Genomic DNA, 16,901 nt, shown 5'->3' on the forward strand with positions numbered 1-16,901 from the left:
AAATGCTTTGGGTCTCTAAAATCCGAATTAAATCAACGCTCTGGGATAAAAGAAGATGACTGAACAACAGGGTTTTGCACGCTTGAAAGAAGCACTGCAACAACAGATTATTGGCCAGCCCCATCTTGTTGAACGCTTGTTAATTTGTTTATTAAGTGATGGTCATTTACTGGTTGAAGGGGCTCCCGGCCTGGCAAAAACCAAAGCCATCAACGCGCTGGCCGACCGTATAGAGGGGGATTTTAAACGTATTCAGTTCACCCCCGACCTGCTGCCGGGCGACATTACCGGTACCGAAATTTACCGCCCGCAACAGCAGACCTTCGATTTTCAGGCCGGGCCGATTTTCCATAACCTGATTCTGGCCGACGAAATTAACCGTGCACCGGCCAAAGTGCAGAGCGCCCTGCTCGAGGCCATGGCCGAACGTCAGGTGACCGTCGGCGGTATTACCCGCCCGCTGTCATCCCTGTTTATGGTGATGGCCACCCAGAACCCGATCGAGCAGGAAGGCACCTACCCGCTGCCGGAAGCCCAGCTCGACCGTTTTGTCATGCACGTGGTCATTGATTACCCGGACAGCGAAGCCGAGCAGAAAATCCTGCGTCTGGCGCGTGGTGAAGCCATGCAGCAACAAAACCGCGACGACACTAAACTGTCGCAGGAGATGGTGTTCTCCGCCCGCCAGCAGGTACTGAATCTGCACATGAGCGATGCCGTTGAGCAGTATCTGGTACAGCTGGTGATGGCCAGCCGCCGCCCGGAGCCTTACGGCAAAGACCTCGCCAGCTGGATTGAATACGGCGCCAGTCCGCGTGGCACCATCGCCCTCGACCGCTGCGCCCGCGCCCACGCCTGGCTGAACGGACGTGATTACGTCAGCCCGGATGATGTACAGGCCGTCGCCCACGATGTACTGCGCCACCGTCTGCTGCTCAGCTTTGAAGCCGAAGCCTCAGGCATGACGGTCAATAAAGTGATTAACGAACTGCTGCAACGGGTACCGGTTGTCTGATGCGCCAGGACGGACATTTCTCTGCAGGGGCCGAAATTCTGCCGGCCAATCTGGTGCAGCTGCGCACGCTGGCGCGCCAGCTACCGCTGCATAAACAGAAAAAAGTGCTGAACGATCTGGCTGGCAGCCATGCTTCTGCCATCCGCGGCCGCGGTCTGGATTACGCCGAAGTACGTGAATATCAGGCCGGTGACGATATCCGCGCGATGGACTGGCGGGTAACCGCGCGCACCGGTGATGCGCACATCAAAGTCTTCCGTGAAGAAAAAGAACGGCCGGTATTATTGGTCTGTGATCTGCGTGCCGCTATGCGTTTTGGCAGCCGCCGCGCACTGAAGCAGGTACTGGCCGCCGACCTCACCGCGTTATTTGCCTGGGCTGCTCTGGAACACGGTGACCGTATCGGAGCCCTGCTGTTTAACGACGAGCTGGAAACCGATCTGCGGCCCAAAACCGGCCGCAAACAGGTGCTGCAGTTACTGAATGAACTGACCACGATGCCGCCATCAGCCAGTGCCGATCCGCAGCAGCGTATGCAGCAGATCTGCCGTCACCTGCGCCGCATTGCCCGCCCCGGCAGCGCCATTTATTTTATCAGTGACTGGACCGGCTTTGATGCCGACTGCGAGCAGCAGCTGCACGCGGTGACCCGCCATTGCGATCTGGTTGCTGTTCATATTTCCGATCCGCTGGAAGCCGAGCTGCCGCCGCCGGGCCTTTACAGCCTCAGCGATGGCCAGCAACGTTTGTCCCTCGACAGCACCACCAGCCGTCAGCGCGAGGAATATCAGCAGGCATTCAGCCTGCGCATGAACAGCCTGCAACAGCAACTACAGCGTCTTAAAGTGCCGCTGATTGCCCTGAGCACCAGCAATGCCGATCCGCTGCCAGCCCTGCGTCAGGGACTCGGACTCGGTATGCTCAGCCGCGTACGGGCGGAGGAAAGCTGACCATGCAGCCCCAGAACGATACCCTGCAAATATACGATATTCATCTGCCCGACCCGGTCAGTGCCTGGCCGCTGGCACCGGGATGGTGGCTGCTGCTCATCGTTATTCTGCTGGCCGCGGTTGCCGCCTTTTTTGTCTGGCGCAAACTCCGGCAGCGCTGGCAGCGACGCCACGATTGCCTGCAGCAATTGCAGAACCTGCGCTCGCATTTCGATAAAACCGATGCCCAGGCCTGCGCCCAGATTAACGAAATTCTGAAACTCTATTGCCAGCAGTATTTTCCTCAGGCGGTCGCCCTGCACGGTCAGGCATGGGTGGATTTTCTTAATCAGAAGGGTCCGGTGCCATTATTCAATAATCAAAGCGCACGGGCTTTGGCGGAAGCGCCTTATGCACCGGCACGCGCCGACTGGCGCCAGCATTATGGTGAGCTGGATGATCTGCTCGCACTGGCACAGCGCTGGCTGAAAAGCGCTTCTACACAGCAACATAAAACAGAGCAACACAAAGCAGACGAGCATAAATCAGGCCGTCAGCCAGCCGCGCAATCGACCGCACAGCCACTCACAAAAACGGAGGCCAGATAATGGAGTTTCACTGGCCCTGGGCGTTTTTTCTGCTGCCACTGCCGTGGATTATCCGCGCTTTTTTACCGCCATTAAAAGTTGAGCAGGCGGCGCTTAAAGTTCCTTCACTCAGCCCCTGGCGGCTGCAGAACAGCAAAGGTGGCGAACGTCAGACACAACAAAATCTGAGTGGCTGGCTGATGCCACTGGCGTTATGGATTGCGCTGATCGGCGCCTTATCCCGCCCTTACCACAGCGGCGAAATAGTGCAGATGCCGGTGTCCGGCCGCGACCTGATGCTGGCGGTGGATATTTCCCAGAGCATGGAAATTGAAGACATGCGCCTGAATAACAAACCCGCCAACCGTCTCGCGGTAGTTAAGCAGGTTGTCAGCAACTTTATTGAACAGCGCAGCGGCGACCGCATGGGGCTGATTCTGTTTGGCAGCAATGCCTACCTGCAGGCGCCACTGACCTTTGATGCCCGTACCGTCAGCACTTTTCTGAACGAAGCGCAGATCGGCCTGGCCGGTAAAAAAACCGCCATCGGCGACGCTATCGGTTTAACCATTAAACGTCTGCAGGACAATCCGGAACAAAGCCGGGTGATGATTCTGCTCACCGACGGCGCCAATACCGCCGGCGAAATTGAGCCGCTGAAAGCCGCCGAGCTGGCTGCCAGCAATGGCGTAAAAATTTATACCATCGGCCTTGGGGCTGATGTGATGGAGGTATCCAGCTTCTTCGGCACCCGTAAGGTCAACCCGTCACGGGATCTGGACGAAAATGCCCTGCGGGAAATTGCCCGCCAGACCGGCGGTGCTTTTTTCCGCGCCCGTGACACCGAAGAGCTGCAAAAGATTTATCAGTTTATTGATGATCTGGAACCCACCGAAAAAGACCCGGAAATTTATCGTCCGCAGCAGAGTCTGTACCACTGGCCGCTGGCCATTGCCTTTATCATCAGCCTGCTGATTGCCCTGCAACAACGCTTTAACCGGATGCCCGGCGGAGGTCGCCACTGATGGAATGGCTCAGTCAGTTTCATTTTTTACGGCCGCTGTGGCTGCTCGCCGCACTGCCTGCCCTGCTGGCTTTTTCATTGCTGCTGCAACGCGCCTTAAGTGCCGGTCAGTGGGCCAGCGTAATCGATGCTCATCTGCAGCCTTATATGCTGGAACAACAACTCAGCAACCGCCGCAAAGCAGGTTTATGGTGGCTGCTCGCCGGCTGGCTGATCGCCTGCATTGCGCTGGCCGGTCCGAGCTTTGAAAAACTGCCGCAACCTTTGCAAAAAAATCAGGATGCGCTGGTTATTATGCTCGACATGTCGGCATCCATGGGCGCCCAGGATCTGAAACCCTCACGTGCGGTACGCGCCATTCAGAAAGTCACCGATATTGTCCGCAGCCGCGCCGACGGCCTGACCGCACTGGTCGCCTATGCCGGCGACGCCCATACCGTGACGCCTTTAACCGATGACCGCGACACCATCGAAAATCTGCTGCCGTCGTTATCCCCGTTTATTATGCCGAGCCCCGGCAGCCGTCCGGATAAAGCCATCAGCCTGGCGCAGCAGCTGGTCAGCGATGCCGGTATCCAGCAGGCCCGCCTGCTGTTACTGACCGACGGTATTATCAGCAAAGATATTGAGCGTATCCGCAACAGTCTCGACGGCCAGCGCTTTCAGCTTAAGGTACTCACCATCGGCACCGCCGAAGGTGCGCCGGTACCAATGCCCGGCGCCGGTTTTCTGCGTGACGGCAGCGGTACAATCGTACTGCCACAGCTGGATCTGGGGCCGATCCGCGATCTCAGCCGTGAGCTGAATGTCCCCTGGCAAACACTGAGTATTAACGACAGCGACTGGCAAAGCCTGTTACCCGAACAGCCGCAAAGCTTTGACCCGCAGGAAACCGACAACGGCTTTGCCCGTTTTGATCAGTGGCACGACGCCGGCTACTGGCTGATCTTTGCCTTGTTACCCGTTGCTCTGCTGCTGTTCCGCCGTGGCGTACTGTTCAGTGTGTTATTACTGCCACTGTGCTGGCCCGACAACAGCTATGCGCTGGAGTGGAAAGATTTATGGCAAACCCCGGATCAGCAAGGCTCAGAACTGTTTGAACAGGACCCGGCTGCTGCCGCACAGGCCTTCGAAGATCCCGCCTGGCGTGGCAGCGCCGCTTATCGTGCCGGCGATTATGAAAGCGCCGCCAAAGCCTTTGCCGAAGGCCCGCAAACCGCCATCAGCCATTACAACCGTGGTAATGCACTGCTGCAGGCCGGAAAGCCGGATGAAGCCATTGCCGCCTACGATGAAGCCCTGAAGCTGAACCCGGAGATGAAAGAAGCCGCGGCTAACCGTGAGACCGCCGAAAAACTCAAACAGCGACAAGAACAACAAAAAGAGCAGCAACAGAATGGTCAACAGCAGGACGGCCAGCAACAGGACGGCCAGCAACAGGACGGCCAGCAACAGGACGACCAGCAACAGGACGGACAGCAACAGGACGGACAGCAACAGGACGGTCAGCAGCAGGATGGTCAGCAGCAGGATGGTCAGCAGCAGGATGGTCAGCAGCAGGATGGTCAGCAGCAAGACGGCCAGCAGCAAGACGGCCAGCAACAGCAGAACGCTCAGCAGCAAGACGGCCAGCAACAGAACGCTCAGCCGCAGGATCAGAGTGAAGACGATGCCTTTGCCCGTCAGCAGGCTGATAAGCTGGCCGAACAGCAGCAGGCTGAATCAGCCTCTCAGGCGGCACAGAATCAGGAGCCTGAGACTGACGAAGAGAGACAGGGCATAGCAGCCGCTGAAGAAGATCAGGAAGCACAGGAAGAGCCGCAGGAAGAATCCGCGCAACAACTGCGCCGCCAGTCTGACCAACCGGAAACAGAAATCAACGGCCTCAGCCGTGAAGAACAGGCCGCCATGCAACAATGGCTGAACCGTGTCCCGGACAATCCCGGCAACCTGTTACAGCGCAAATTTTTATACCAGTACCGGCAACAGGCCGATCAGGAAAGTGAGGATGTTTTATGGTGATGCGTGATCTGCTGTTTAACCGCATTCACTGGCTGCAGGGGTTGCTGCTGGGGTTGCTGCTGGCCGCCACTCAGGTGCAGGCTGCTACCTTCAGTGCCAGCGTTGACCGCAAAGAAGTCGCCGAGCGCGACACCTTTAATCTGATGCTGCGCTACAGCGAACAGGTGGGTTTTGGCTCACCGGATCTGACTCCGCTGCAGCAGGACTTTCAGGTGCTGAACCAGCAGCGCTCCAACCAGTTCCGCTCCGTCAACGGCAAGACCGAGTCCTTTACCGAGTGGACCCTGACGCTCACGCCCAAACGCAACGGTAAACTGACCATTCCCCCGATCCGTTTTGAAAATCAGCAGACGCAACCCATTACCATCAACGTGCGCGAGTTGTCAGCGGATGTAAAAGCGCAGATCGCCAAAGAATTTTTCTTCGATACCGAGATCAGCCAGCAGGACAACTATTACGTTCAGGGGCAGATTCTTTACACCGAAAAGCTGTATTACAGCGTCAGCCATGAAGACGCCACCCTGTCGGAATTTAAAGTGACCGATGCTCTGGTACAGCCGCTGGGGGATGTGCGCCAGTATACGACCGTTGTTGATGGCCAGCGTCTGGGCGTGTACGAACGGCGCTTTGCGATTTTCCCCGAAGAAAGCGGCGAGCTGGTGATTCCCGGCCAGCGCTTCAGCGCCCGCATCAGCAATCCTTACGACCGCTGGAGCCGTGGCCGTCAGGGCTCTGCGGTCAGCAAGCCGATTACCCTGCAGGTAAAACCTATTCCACAGGATTATCCGCAGGCCCCCTGGATTCCGGCTGAAAACCTGAGCATCAGCGAAACCTTCAGCACACCGCCACAGCAATGGGTGGCCGGCGAACCGGTTACCCGTACCCTGATCCTGACCGCCAAAGGTCTGCCCGGCAGTCAGCTACCGGCCATTGCCCTGCCGGTGGTTGATAATCTGCGTTACTACCCGGATCAGACTCAGCAAAATGAACAAAGCAGCGACGACGGCCTGACCGGCACCTCGGAACAATCCATCGCCCTGGTACCGGGCAGCAGCGGCCGTATTCTGCTGCCGGAAATCCGCATCCCCTGGTGGAACACCAGAAGCGGTACTCTGGAATATGCCGTATTACCGGCCCACAGCATTCAGGTTAAGCCAGCCAAAGGGGCTGTGGCATCATCACAAACAGCCGAGCCTGTAACAAACAACAGCGACGCAGATGCCATGGAGCAGCCTGGCGACAGTGCTGGTACCAGCACCACCAACAACGGCAGCGCCGGCGAGCTGTTCTTCTGGCAACTTGCTGTGGCTGTTTTGGTGCTGAGTAATGGGCTGTTTTTACTGCTGTGGTGGCATGCACGACGCACGGCACTGACCCGGCCAGCCGTGCCAGACAGCACGCAACAGGATCATCCGCAAAAAACGCTGAAGCAGCACTGGCAGGCATTGAGTAAGGCCTGTCAGCAGGGAGATGCCGCAGCCATACGCTGCCACCTGCTGGCCTGGGTTAATGCCGGCGGATTAAACAGCAAAGGTTTAAGCATCCGCCTGCCACTGGCCAGCCTCAGCCAGCTGGCCGGATTACTGCCAGAGCCCAGATTGCAGGCTGCGCTGGCGGAACTTGATGCCCGGCTCTATTCGCCACAGCAGAATTCCGCCTATAACGGCCAGAACCTGCTGGCGTTATTAAAAGAGCAGCAACGTCAGAGTGGCAAAACAGAGACACAACGCGCCGTGCTTTATCCACACTGAAGTAACGGGGGATTACAGAAACAGGCCGGAGGATTCAGTACGGTGCGGCTATTCGCCCGGAAACTGATCCGGCCCGGCGCCAGGAGAGGCAGGCAACTTATTCGCCCCGGCATGGGCTGACTTATCCAGATACATCGCCTGATCAGCGACTTCAATCCAGCTGCTGGCATCGGCAACATCAGGATACCCCACATAAGCCAGGCCAATACTGAAATGCACCGGAAACTCTCCGGTCGGGGTCTGATGACGCAGCACGTTATTGCGCAGATTCCGCAATGCCAGCGAGGCATCGCGAACATTGCTCTGCGGCAATACCACCACAAACTCATCACCGGCATAGCGCGCCAGAATATCCGTGGCGCGGATATGCTGACGGATATGCTCAGCCAGCGCCTGTAATGCCTCGTCACCGGCAATATGACCGAAGGTATCGTTAATCTGTTTAAAGTCGTTCAGGTCGATAAACAGCAGCGAGCACGGTGTCTGATAGCGGCGATACAGTTCCAGCTGATGTTCCAGCTCTTCATACAGTGCCTGACGGTTCAGGCAACCGGTCAGCGGGTCGGTACGGATTAACAGATTAAGCCGTTCGGTCGCCTGATGTGCCTGCTCCAGGGCATGAGCCATATCCGCTTTGGCTTTAACCTGATCGCTGATGTCCGTCGCCAGACCAATCAGATACTCCAGTTTACCACTGCTGTTCAGCACCCCTGTCCCGGTGTCGAAGATATAACGCAGGCCCCGCTCCGGATGCTCGACCCGATATTCGATTTCCCAGCGCCCTTGCCGGTGGCGTTCTATTTCCGCGCGCACCCGCGCCCGGTCATCTTCGTAAATCCCTTGCAGAAAGCTGTGCGCATCATCGTACAGGCTGGCACAACTGCGCCCCCAAACCCGCTCATAAGCCGGGTTAACAAACAGCATCTGCTCTATTCCCGGCGTCGACATCCACACTACCGATTGAATGGTTTCGGCAATGGTGCGGAATTTAACCTCAGACTGCTGCAGCAATAATTCAGACTGCTTGCGGTCACTGATGTCTTCGATCACGGAAATAAAATAATCGGGGAAATTCTGCTCATCGCGAATCAGGGTCACCGTAAGGTTCGCCCAGAAATAGCGGCCATCTTCATGACGGTAGCGTTTCTCAATACTGTAAGAGCTATGACTGCTGCTCAGCAGGTCATTCACTTTGCTGACATCCAGTTCAAGATCATCCGGATGAGTAATGTCCTGAAAACAATGTTCCAGTAATTCTTCACTGCTGTAGCCCAGCAGATCGCACAGGCGGCGGTTCACTCTTAAAAAGCGCCCCCCAAGGCTGACACAACAGATCCCCACGGCAGAATGCTCAAACAGTTCGTCATACGCCTTGTGCTGTTCGCGCAGCTTACGTTCAGAAATCCACAGCGTACTGGTATCCAGAATGGTCGCGATTGCCATCTGCTCGCCGTCGTAATCCACCAGTGCCAGATGAATCTCGGCATTAATTTTCTGCCCCTGAGCATCGTTGATCCAGATACGGTTATTCATCCGCCGTTCGCCGATAGAGGAGAAAAACAAAGCAATCAGATGCTGATGCTGGCTGCGGATATCTTCAGGTACCAGAATATCCACCGGCTGCCCGACCATCAGTCCGGGGCTGTAACTCAGCAGATGGTGCGCAGCCCGGTTGGCCATACGGATGATGCCTCTGGAATCAACCAGAAGCACCGGGTCCGGACTCAGCTCAAACAGGGGGTCGGTAGGTAAAACGCGAAAACGCCGGTGCTGCAACACAATGGCGATAATGATAACAACGGCCAACAACAGCCATGGAAGTACTTCCATGCATACTCCGATACAGAAAACCTATCCTGCCAGGAAAATGCGTACAACCTTACCGCATGGCAACAGTCCGCTCCGGGACTGTCTTTAAGACTAGCAGGAAAGCGTCAGAGCGCCGTCTTTAACAAGCTTTTTATCAATCAGCCACGCTCAGCTCTGCCCTGAGCTGATTGTCCTAAATGAATAACCGGGCGACGGTTGATGGTTTCCTGTCCAAACAGCGTGCGCCAGAACCAGTTACTGTCGAGATCTTCCTGACAGCGCACCAGCTGCTGCTGATACTGTTTTGCCCGGCGCTCGACCTTTCTCGCCACCTGCATCAGCCAGGGCTTTTTCTTATAGGTACCACGCAGATAACCGCCGGCCCCGTCGTGATAGGCCAGGTACAGGCTGTAAGCATCATGCGGGCGAATGCCGGTGCGTTTAATGGTACGGGTGTTGTACCAGCCGATAAAATCGACCGCATCCTCAAAGTCATCACGGTCTGCGCCCCAGTTATTGGTGAGACGCATATACTCTTCCCAGGTCGGGTCGAGTGCCTGAGCATAGCCATAGGCCGTCGACGGGCGCGGGCCGGGAATGATCCACAGATACCATTTACGCGGCGGACGGTTATCGTCGATAAACTTCGATTCCTGGTGAATAAACGCCATGGTCACCGACTCCGGTATCCCGTACTTTTTCTTCACCGCCTTAGAAGCGTTATACCAGTCGTAATATTCGTCATAGATTTCGCAGACGTTATTAATATTTTTCGGCTGCGGGGTGGAGCAACCAGCCAGTACCAGCAATACAGCCAGAAGTGAAAAGCGGATACCTGTAAGGGTCATGCCTGTTCCTTATTTTCTGCTCCACAACCCCGCTTCAGGGCTGCATACCGTGTTCATTCAGCAGGGCCAGAAATGCATTCTCATCCAGCACCTCAACATTCAGCGCCTGCGCTTTCGTGAGTTTTGAGCCTGCTTTTTCACCGGCAACCAGAAAATCGGTTTTTGCCGACACACTGCCGGCCACTTTCACACCCAGCTGTTCCAGTAAGGCTTTGGCATCATCACGGCTCATACCACTCTGGACCAGAGTGCCGGTAATAACGGCGGTTTTACCGCTTAATGGTAAGTCGGCACTCTGTTGCGGTTCTTTTTCTTCCCAGTGCACACCGGCACGCTGCAACTGTTCAATGACCGTGCGGTTATGCTCTTCAGCAAAGAAATTATGCACATGGGCAGCAACCACGGTACCGACATCAGCAACCTCCAGCAAAGCCTCTGCATCAGCATCCATAATGCGCTGCAGAAAACCAAAATGTGAGGCCAGATTATTGGCCGTAACGGTGCCCACTTCGCGGATACCCAGTGCGTATAAAAAACGCCCCAGCGTGGTTTGCTTCGCCGTATTCAGCGCGTCCAGAATATTCTGTGCCGACTTTTCTGCCATACGCTCAAGGCCTGCCAGCTGCTCCAGGGTTAAATGAAATAAATCATCCACGGAGTCAATTAATCCGGCATCCACCAGCTGATCAATTAATTTATCGCCCAGACCTTCAATATCCAGTGCCTTACGTGAAGCAAAATGTTTAATCGCTTCTTTGCGCTGCGCCGAACACACAAGCCCGCCGGTACAACGGGCAACGGCCTCACCTTCGACTTTTTCGACCAGCGAATCACACACAGGGCAATTAGCCGGAATCTGAATATCACGGGCATCGGCCGGACGTTTTTCAGCAACCACAGAGACAATTTGCGGAATCACATCACCGGCGCGACGGATAATCACGGTATCGCCAATTTTTACGCCCAGACGGGCAATTTCATCCATATTGTGCAGCGTGGCATTAGAGACGGTGACACCGGCAACATGTACCGGTTTTAACCGCGCCACTGGTGTGACCGCACCGGTGCGGCCGACCTGAAAATCGACATCCAGCAGCTCGGTCATTTCTTCTACCGCCGGGAATTTATAGGCAATGGCCCAGCGCGGTGCACGGGCAACAAAACCCAGCTGTTCCTGCAGCGCCAGGTCATCGACCTTAAAAACCGTGCCATCAATTTCATACGCCAGACGGTGACGTTTTTCACCCAGCTGTTCAAAAAACGCCTGGGCTTCAGCCACGCCATTCACGACCCGCATTTCTTCATTAATGCGGATACCCCAGCGTTTTATTCTTTGCAGAATAGCGCTGTGCGTTGCCGGTAAAACCGCATCATCACTGACCACACCAATGCTGTAGGCACAGAATTCCAGCGGACGTTTTGCCGTAATATTCGGGTCGAGCTGACGCAGGGAACCGGCGGCGGCATTACGCGGATTAGCAAAGACTTTTTCATCGTTAGCGCGGGCTTTATCGTTATAGGCTTCAAAGCCCGCCTTCGGCATATACACTTCGCCACGCACTTCCAGGCGCGCAGGAAAATCATCGCCCTGTAAACGCAGAGGAACATTTTTAATGGTGCGCACATTCTGGGTGATATCTTCGCCGGTCTGGCCATCACCACGGGTAGCAGCACGCACCAGCAAGCCCTGCTCGTACAGGATGCTGACGGCCAGACCATCGAGTTTAGGTTCACAGGCCAGAGCAATACTGTCGCTGGTTTTTAAACGTTCCTGCAGACGCTGGTAAAAGGCAGAAAATTCTTCGGCATTCATCGCGTTATCCAGGGATAACATCGGCCGCTCATGGGTAACGCTGACAAATTGGCTGAGGGGTGTTGCACCGACACGCTGGGTCGGGGAATCTGCGCTGATTAATTGCGGATGCTCAGCTTCCAGCTGCTGTAATTCGCGCAATAAACGGTCGTATTCAGCATCCGGAATACTGGGTTCATCCAACACATAGTAGCGGTGATTATGCAGATTGATTTCGCTGCGCAGCTGCTCAATACGCTGGTTAACACCGGAGGGCACAATGGCGCTGTCAGAAGAAGCAGAGGAGCCCGTTGGCTCCTCTGCAAAAAGATCATTTTGTGTATTCATATTATTTAGCTTGTTTTTTCAGGGCCAGACGCTGACGCCGTTCAAAATCCATAATCTGCTGGCGGTCGTGTTCCATGGTCTGCGGGGTTAATGCACTGCGCGCACCGTCGTACACATCGGCACGTAATTTACGCGCAACGACCAGGGCCATTTCCGACATGGCTTCATAGGCTTCCAGCGGCTTTTTCGCCCCCGGCAGGCTCATAAAGAAGCTCAGGCCGCGGAAATGCTGCTGCGCCATGGCGGCCGGGACAAAAATGCCCGGTTCATAACTCTGCGCCACCGAGAACTGAATACAGCCTTCACCGTCAGCCTGCTCAAAACGGTGAAAAATATCTTTTTCGCCAAAGCGCAGATCGCAACTGTTAAACAGAAATAGAACATCTTTGCCGGAAAAACCAGCCGGATCACGGGCAATGGCGTGAATTTCCAGAACCAGCTCCGGAATACCGCGGCTGGCCAGAGATTCGGCATTGGCACCGGCAAAATTCACCGGCTGCAGTGGCAGCTCTGATGGCAGTTTTTCAAATTCCTGCTCAAGGTGCGGATCGTCAATATGCTCAGGGTCTTCAAGCTCTGGCAGATTGTCTTCCTGCGGGTCAGCGCTCACTTCTGCTTCATCGGACACCGGGGTATCTGCTACAGAGCTATTTACCACCGGTTCCACATCCACGCTGTCATCTTCGACCTGCGGCTTAATATCGTCATCGCCCAGCTCTTCGACATCCAGCAACACCGGAAACTGCTCATCCAGATTGACCGGACGGGCTTTGGGAATCAGTGGTGATGGCGGAATATCCAGATCTTCGACCGGATGTTCGCTTCTGGCCTGAGCCGCGCTGGCATGAATTTTCTGGTTATGGCCCAACTGCACGCCGGCATACCCCGGGCTTTTTTCTGCGCTCATATATTCTGCAGGATTAACTTCTGCTGAGTCCTCAGCAGCGGTATTGGCTTCAGCATCAGAATGTTCGGATAAAGACTCAGCCACCGGCGGTTTGGCAACCGGTTTAACAACCACGGCTGATTTCACCACGCGCGCTGGCCCCAGGTCGTCTTCCCAGGGAATAACCGGCTCTTCTTCGGTCGAGAAATTGCCTTCCAGCTCGGTAAATACCGGCTCCTGTGCAGGCTGGCGCGGACGCTCCTGCTCCGCCGCACGCTGCTGTGCCGGACGAAAACCGAGCAGTGCATCATCCTCATCAGCATCCTGCACGGTGCTCTGACCGGCCGCTTTATTAACAACACGAACACCACCGGGCAACTCCGGGTTATGGCCGTCGTCCGGAAAGCGGAAATCACTGCTGACATCCAGACGCAGAGCTTCAGCACGCGCACGGCGCATGCGGCGGAAGCCATCAATTAATATTGCCACCATCACTAACAATCCGATCAGGATCAGGACGGTTCGCCAACTCCATTCCATAGTTGCCTCAGACTTTCATTCACTGTTTTGCCGCTCCGGAAAAGCGCTCGATGGGACATCAGAACGGCAGGGTTTATTTGGGTTCAAAGTGTTACACAACGATTCACGCGAAAACAGACCCCGGACGGCGCTTTTGGCCTCTTTTTTGCCGTCCGCGATTCCGGGGTCTGACTTTCTGCCACAGCCCAGCCAAATAGCCGGGAGAAACGATCCGCCAGCCGGATAACCTCAGGCGTCGATCATTTCCGCGGCCTCTTCCACATCCACCGACACCAGACGGGAAACCCCCGGCTCGTGCATGGTGACGCCCATCAACTGAGACGCCATCTCCATGGCAATTTTGTTGTGGGTGATATAAATAAACTGCACCTTCTCCGACATAGCTTTTACCAGACGCGCATAGCGACCAACGTTGGCATCATCAAGCGGTGCATCCACCTCATCCAGCATACAGAACGGTGCCGGATTCAGCTGGAAGATGGAGAACACCAGCGCGATGGCGGTCAGTGCTTTTTCGCCACCGGACAGCAGATGAATGGTGCTGTTTTTCTTACCCGGCGGGCGCGCCATGATCGCCACCCCGGTGGTCAGCAGATCTTCGTCGGTCAGCTCCAGACAGGCGTGGCCGCCACCGAAGACTTTCGGGAACAGCTCGGCCAGGCCGGCATTCATTTTGTCGAACGTTTCCTGGAAGCGGGTGCGGGTTTCACGGTCGATTTTCTGAATCGCGCCTTCAAGCGTGTTCAGGGCTTTTTCCAGATCCTCGTTCTGCGCATCCAGATACACCTTACGCTCGGACTGAATACGGTATTCATCAATCGCCGCAAGGTTAATGGCACCCAACCGCTGGATACGTTCAGCGATGCGCGCCAGCTCTTCCTGCCAGCTGTCGGCATCCGCCTCTTCCGGCATATTGTCGAGCACATCTTTTAACGTGAGCTTTTCTTCCTGCAGGTTTTCCACCAGCGCCTGACGACGGATATCCAGCGCCTGACATTCCATGCGCACTTTTTCCAGTTCGTTACGCACATCCAGCGCTTTCTTTTCAGCATCGGCGCGGGCCTGTTCCAGCTCACGCAGGCGGGCATCCACCGCTTCAAGCGCATGCCGGGCAGCCGACATAATCTGCTCGGCGTTCAGACGACGCTCCAGCAGTTCTTCCATTTCCGCTTTCAGCTCGTCGAGATCGGCGCTGTGATCGCGGTTCTGGTTATCCAGAATCTGTTGCTTACGTTCGCGCAGGCGCTGCATCTGTGCGGCCAGGCGTTCGATCGCCTGCTGTAAGCCCTGCTCACGGCTCTTCAGGGTCTGCACTTTCAGCTGCAGCTGATGGGCCTTGTCCTGATGCTGACGAGATTCCATGCGCGCCCGCTCCAGCAGTTGCTGTACGCGGTTGCGCTCGGCCTGCAGACGTTCGCGCTCATCGGTATCATCGTCGATGGCGCTCATCGCTTCCTGCCAGGTCAGACGCAACTCTTCCAGAGCTTCGCGCTCCAGCGCCTGTAACTGTCTGGCTTCGCTGATATCCTGATTCAGTTTGTCGCTGCGCAGGGCAAACTGCTCGGCACGCGCCTGTTTGCCGGACAACTGGGATTTCAGGGTGATCAGCTTCTGGCTGACCTGCTGCTGTTCACGCTGAGCAGTTTCACGCTGCTGCTCCAGTGAGCGCAGCTTAAGCTGGTCAGCATCCAGATCGGCATCCCACTCTTCGACCTGAATATCCAGTTCTTCAATCTGATCTTCCAGAACCTCAAGTTCCTGCTGGCGGGCCAGTACGCCGCCCTCACCGTCAGCGGCGCGGGCAACACGCAACCAGTTAGGGCCAAGCCAGATACCATCGGCGGTAATAATGGATTCATGGGCGGCCAGATTGCCGCGCGCTGCCAGTGCAGAGGCCAGATCATCAGCCACTTTAATCCCGGCCAGCAGGCCGCTGACGTCCTGACGGCTCTGCACTTTGGCCGCCAGCGTACCGGCAGCACCCGTGTTAACCGCAGCAGCACCCTGTCCCTGTTGCCATAAACTGAGGTGTCCTTCTTTAAAACTGCCGAGCCAGTGCTGTGCCGGATCAAGCTGATCGATCATCACCGCCTGCAGGTAATCGCCCAATACGGTTTCAACCGCCCGCTCCCAGCCGCTTTCAACCTGCAGCTGTTCTGCAAGACGCGGCTTGCGCGCCAGCTGATGGCTTTCCAGCCAGTGGCTGACGGCTTCTGAGCCCTGCCCTAAGGCGGCTTTCTGCAAGGCATCGAGGGTGGCTTTACGGTTCAGCATCTGCTGTAACTGCGCCTTGCCTTCATCCAGCTGACGGCGTTGCTGCTCCAGCTGTTCACGACCGGCGGTTACCTGCTCCTGCAGACTGTCGAGGCGTTCCTGCTGGCTGTCGGCGGCCAGTTCCTGTTCGCTGACTTCTTCGGCCAGTAGCTGAATTTCTTCCAGCTCCGGGTTGTCTTTCAGCTGCTGCAGTTCCTCTTCCAGACGACGAATCTGCTGGTCGAGACGGGTAAGCTGCTGCTCACTGTTCTGAATGCGGGTCTGTGCCACTTCGGCCTGGCGGGTTGGCTCACTGGCGCGCTGGGTAAAGCTGTCCCAGGCGTCCTGCCAGCGGCTCTGGGCTTCTTCGGCCTCCAGCAGCATGGCGGCGGATTCTTCTTCACCGGCCAGCAGCATTTCCAGCTCCGGCTCCAGCAGCATCAGTTCTTCACCGACGGCTTCGCGCGCCAGCTGGTCTTCTTCCAGCGATTTTTCGGTTTCAAGGATGGCCTTTTCGGCTTCGGCCATATCCTGATCAAGCTGCAGCGCCATCTGCGCCTGATGCTCGAGCTTCTGCTCATGGCGGGCAATGTGAGCACCTACTTCGTAGTATTTGCTCTGCGCGCTGTTAAACAGATCACCTTTTTCCTGATGCTCCAGACGCAGGCCTTCGATTTCGGCATCGGCGGCACGCTGTTCAGCCATATGGGCTTCGAACTGGGTCTGATGCTCGGCGATTTTCAGCTCGCGAACGCGGTAATCGGCATCCAGCGCCTGCCACTTCAGGGCCTGCAACTGTGCCTTTTTCTCGCGTTCCTGGGTTTTTAATTCTTTGTATTTTTCTGCCGCCTGGGCCTGACGCTGAAGATGGGATAACTGCCGCTCCAGTTCCTGACGGATATCCTGCAGGCGCTCGAGGTTTTCATGGGTGCGGCGCATGCGGTTTTCGGTTTCGCGGCGGCGCTCTTTGTATTTGGAAATACCGGCCGCTTCTTCCACATACACCCGCAGCTCTTCCGGTTTGGCTTCGATCAGGCGCGAGATCATGCCCTGCTCGATAATGGCGTAGGAACGCGGACCAAGGCCGGTGCCGAGGA

Annotated in this window: 11 protein-coding genes; 6 read left to right on the top strand and 5 right to left on the bottom strand. The window is 56.1% G+C overall.

Going from position 1 to position 16,901, the window contains the following annotated elements; genetic code table 11:
* Positions 1 to 55 precede the first annotated feature (55 nt).
* The 6 genes from LGT44_RS08700 to LGT44_RS08725 are packed head-to-tail and all read left to right on the top strand — an operon-like array spanning position 56 to position 7,328.
* Positions 56 to 1,015, top strand: coding sequence for an AAA family ATPase (locus LGT44_RS08700; RefSeq protein ID WP_230331667.1), 960 nt, complete (start codon positions 56 to 58; stop codon positions 1,013 to 1,015).
* The gene (locus LGT44_RS08705) at positions 1,015 to 1,965 is read left to right on the top strand and encodes a DUF58 domain-containing protein (protein WP_145469479.1); all 951 of its coding nucleotides are present in this window, start codon (positions 1,015 to 1,017) and stop codon (positions 1,963 to 1,965) included. The genes LGT44_RS08700 and LGT44_RS08705 overlap by 1 nt, the downstream gene beginning before the upstream one ends.
* A 2-nt stretch (positions 1,966 to 1,967) precedes the next feature.
* Positions 1,968 to 2,552, top strand: coding sequence for a DUF4381 domain-containing protein (locus tag LGT44_RS08710; RefSeq protein ID WP_230331666.1), 585 nt, complete (start codon positions 1,968 to 1,970; stop codon positions 2,550 to 2,552).
* Entirely contained in the window at positions 2,552 to 3,556 is a 1,005-nt protein-coding gene (locus tag LGT44_RS08715) for a vWA domain-containing protein (RefSeq protein ID WP_230331665.1), read from the top strand. The genes LGT44_RS08710 and LGT44_RS08715 overlap by 1 nt, the downstream gene beginning before the upstream one ends.
* A complete protein-coding gene (locus LGT44_RS08720; RefSeq protein ID WP_230331664.1) occupies positions 3,556 to 5,577 on the top strand; it encodes a VWA domain-containing protein in 2,022 nt (673 codons plus the stop codon). Before LGT44_RS08715 ends, LGT44_RS08720 begins: the two co-directional genes overlap by 1 nt.
* Entirely contained in the window at positions 5,571 to 7,328 is a 1,758-nt protein-coding gene (locus LGT44_RS08725) for a BatD family protein (protein WP_230331663.1), read from the top strand. Before LGT44_RS08720 ends, LGT44_RS08725 begins: the two co-directional genes overlap by 7 nt.
* Positions 7,329 to 7,376: 48 nt before the next feature.
* On the opposite strand, the gene LGT44_RS08730 is transcribed toward LGT44_RS08725, so the two are convergent.
* The 5 genes from LGT44_RS08730 to smc form a co-directional block, all read right to left on the bottom strand.
* Positions 7,377 to 9,158, bottom strand: coding sequence for a PAS domain S-box protein (locus LGT44_RS08730; protein ID WP_145469474.1), 1,782 nt, complete (start codon positions 9,156 to 9,158; stop codon positions 7,377 to 7,379).
* A gap of 137 nt (positions 9,159 to 9,295) precedes the next feature.
* Positions 9,296 to 9,985: a transglycosylase SLT domain-containing protein gene (locus LGT44_RS08735; RefSeq protein ID WP_222428573.1), complete on the bottom strand. Its 690-nt coding sequence runs from the start codon at positions 9,983 to 9,985 to the stop codon at positions 9,296 to 9,298.
* 34 nt (positions 9,986 to 10,019) lie between these two features.
* Positions 10,020 to 12,125 carry an NAD-dependent DNA ligase LigA gene (gene ligA, locus LGT44_RS08740; RefSeq protein WP_230331662.1) on the bottom strand — a complete coding sequence of 702 codons (2,106 nt, stop codon included), beginning with the start codon at positions 12,123 to 12,125 and terminating at the stop codon, positions 10,020 to 10,022.
* 1 nt (position 12,126) lies between these two features.
* Positions 12,127 to 13,551, bottom strand: coding sequence for a cell division protein ZipA (locus tag LGT44_RS08745; RefSeq protein WP_230331661.1), 1,425 nt, complete (start codon positions 13,549 to 13,551; stop codon positions 12,127 to 12,129).
* A gap of 228 nt (positions 13,552 to 13,779) precedes the next feature.
* A partial coding sequence (smc, locus tag LGT44_RS08750) for a chromosome segregation protein SMC (RefSeq protein WP_230333568.1) occupies positions 13,780 to 16,901 on the bottom strand: 3,122 nt, incomplete at its 5' end.

This window comes from Thalassolituus alkanivorans (genome assembly GCF_020447205.1).
GTDB lineage: Bacteria > Pseudomonadota > Gammaproteobacteria > Pseudomonadales > Oceanobacteraceae > Venatoribacter > Venatoribacter alkanivorans.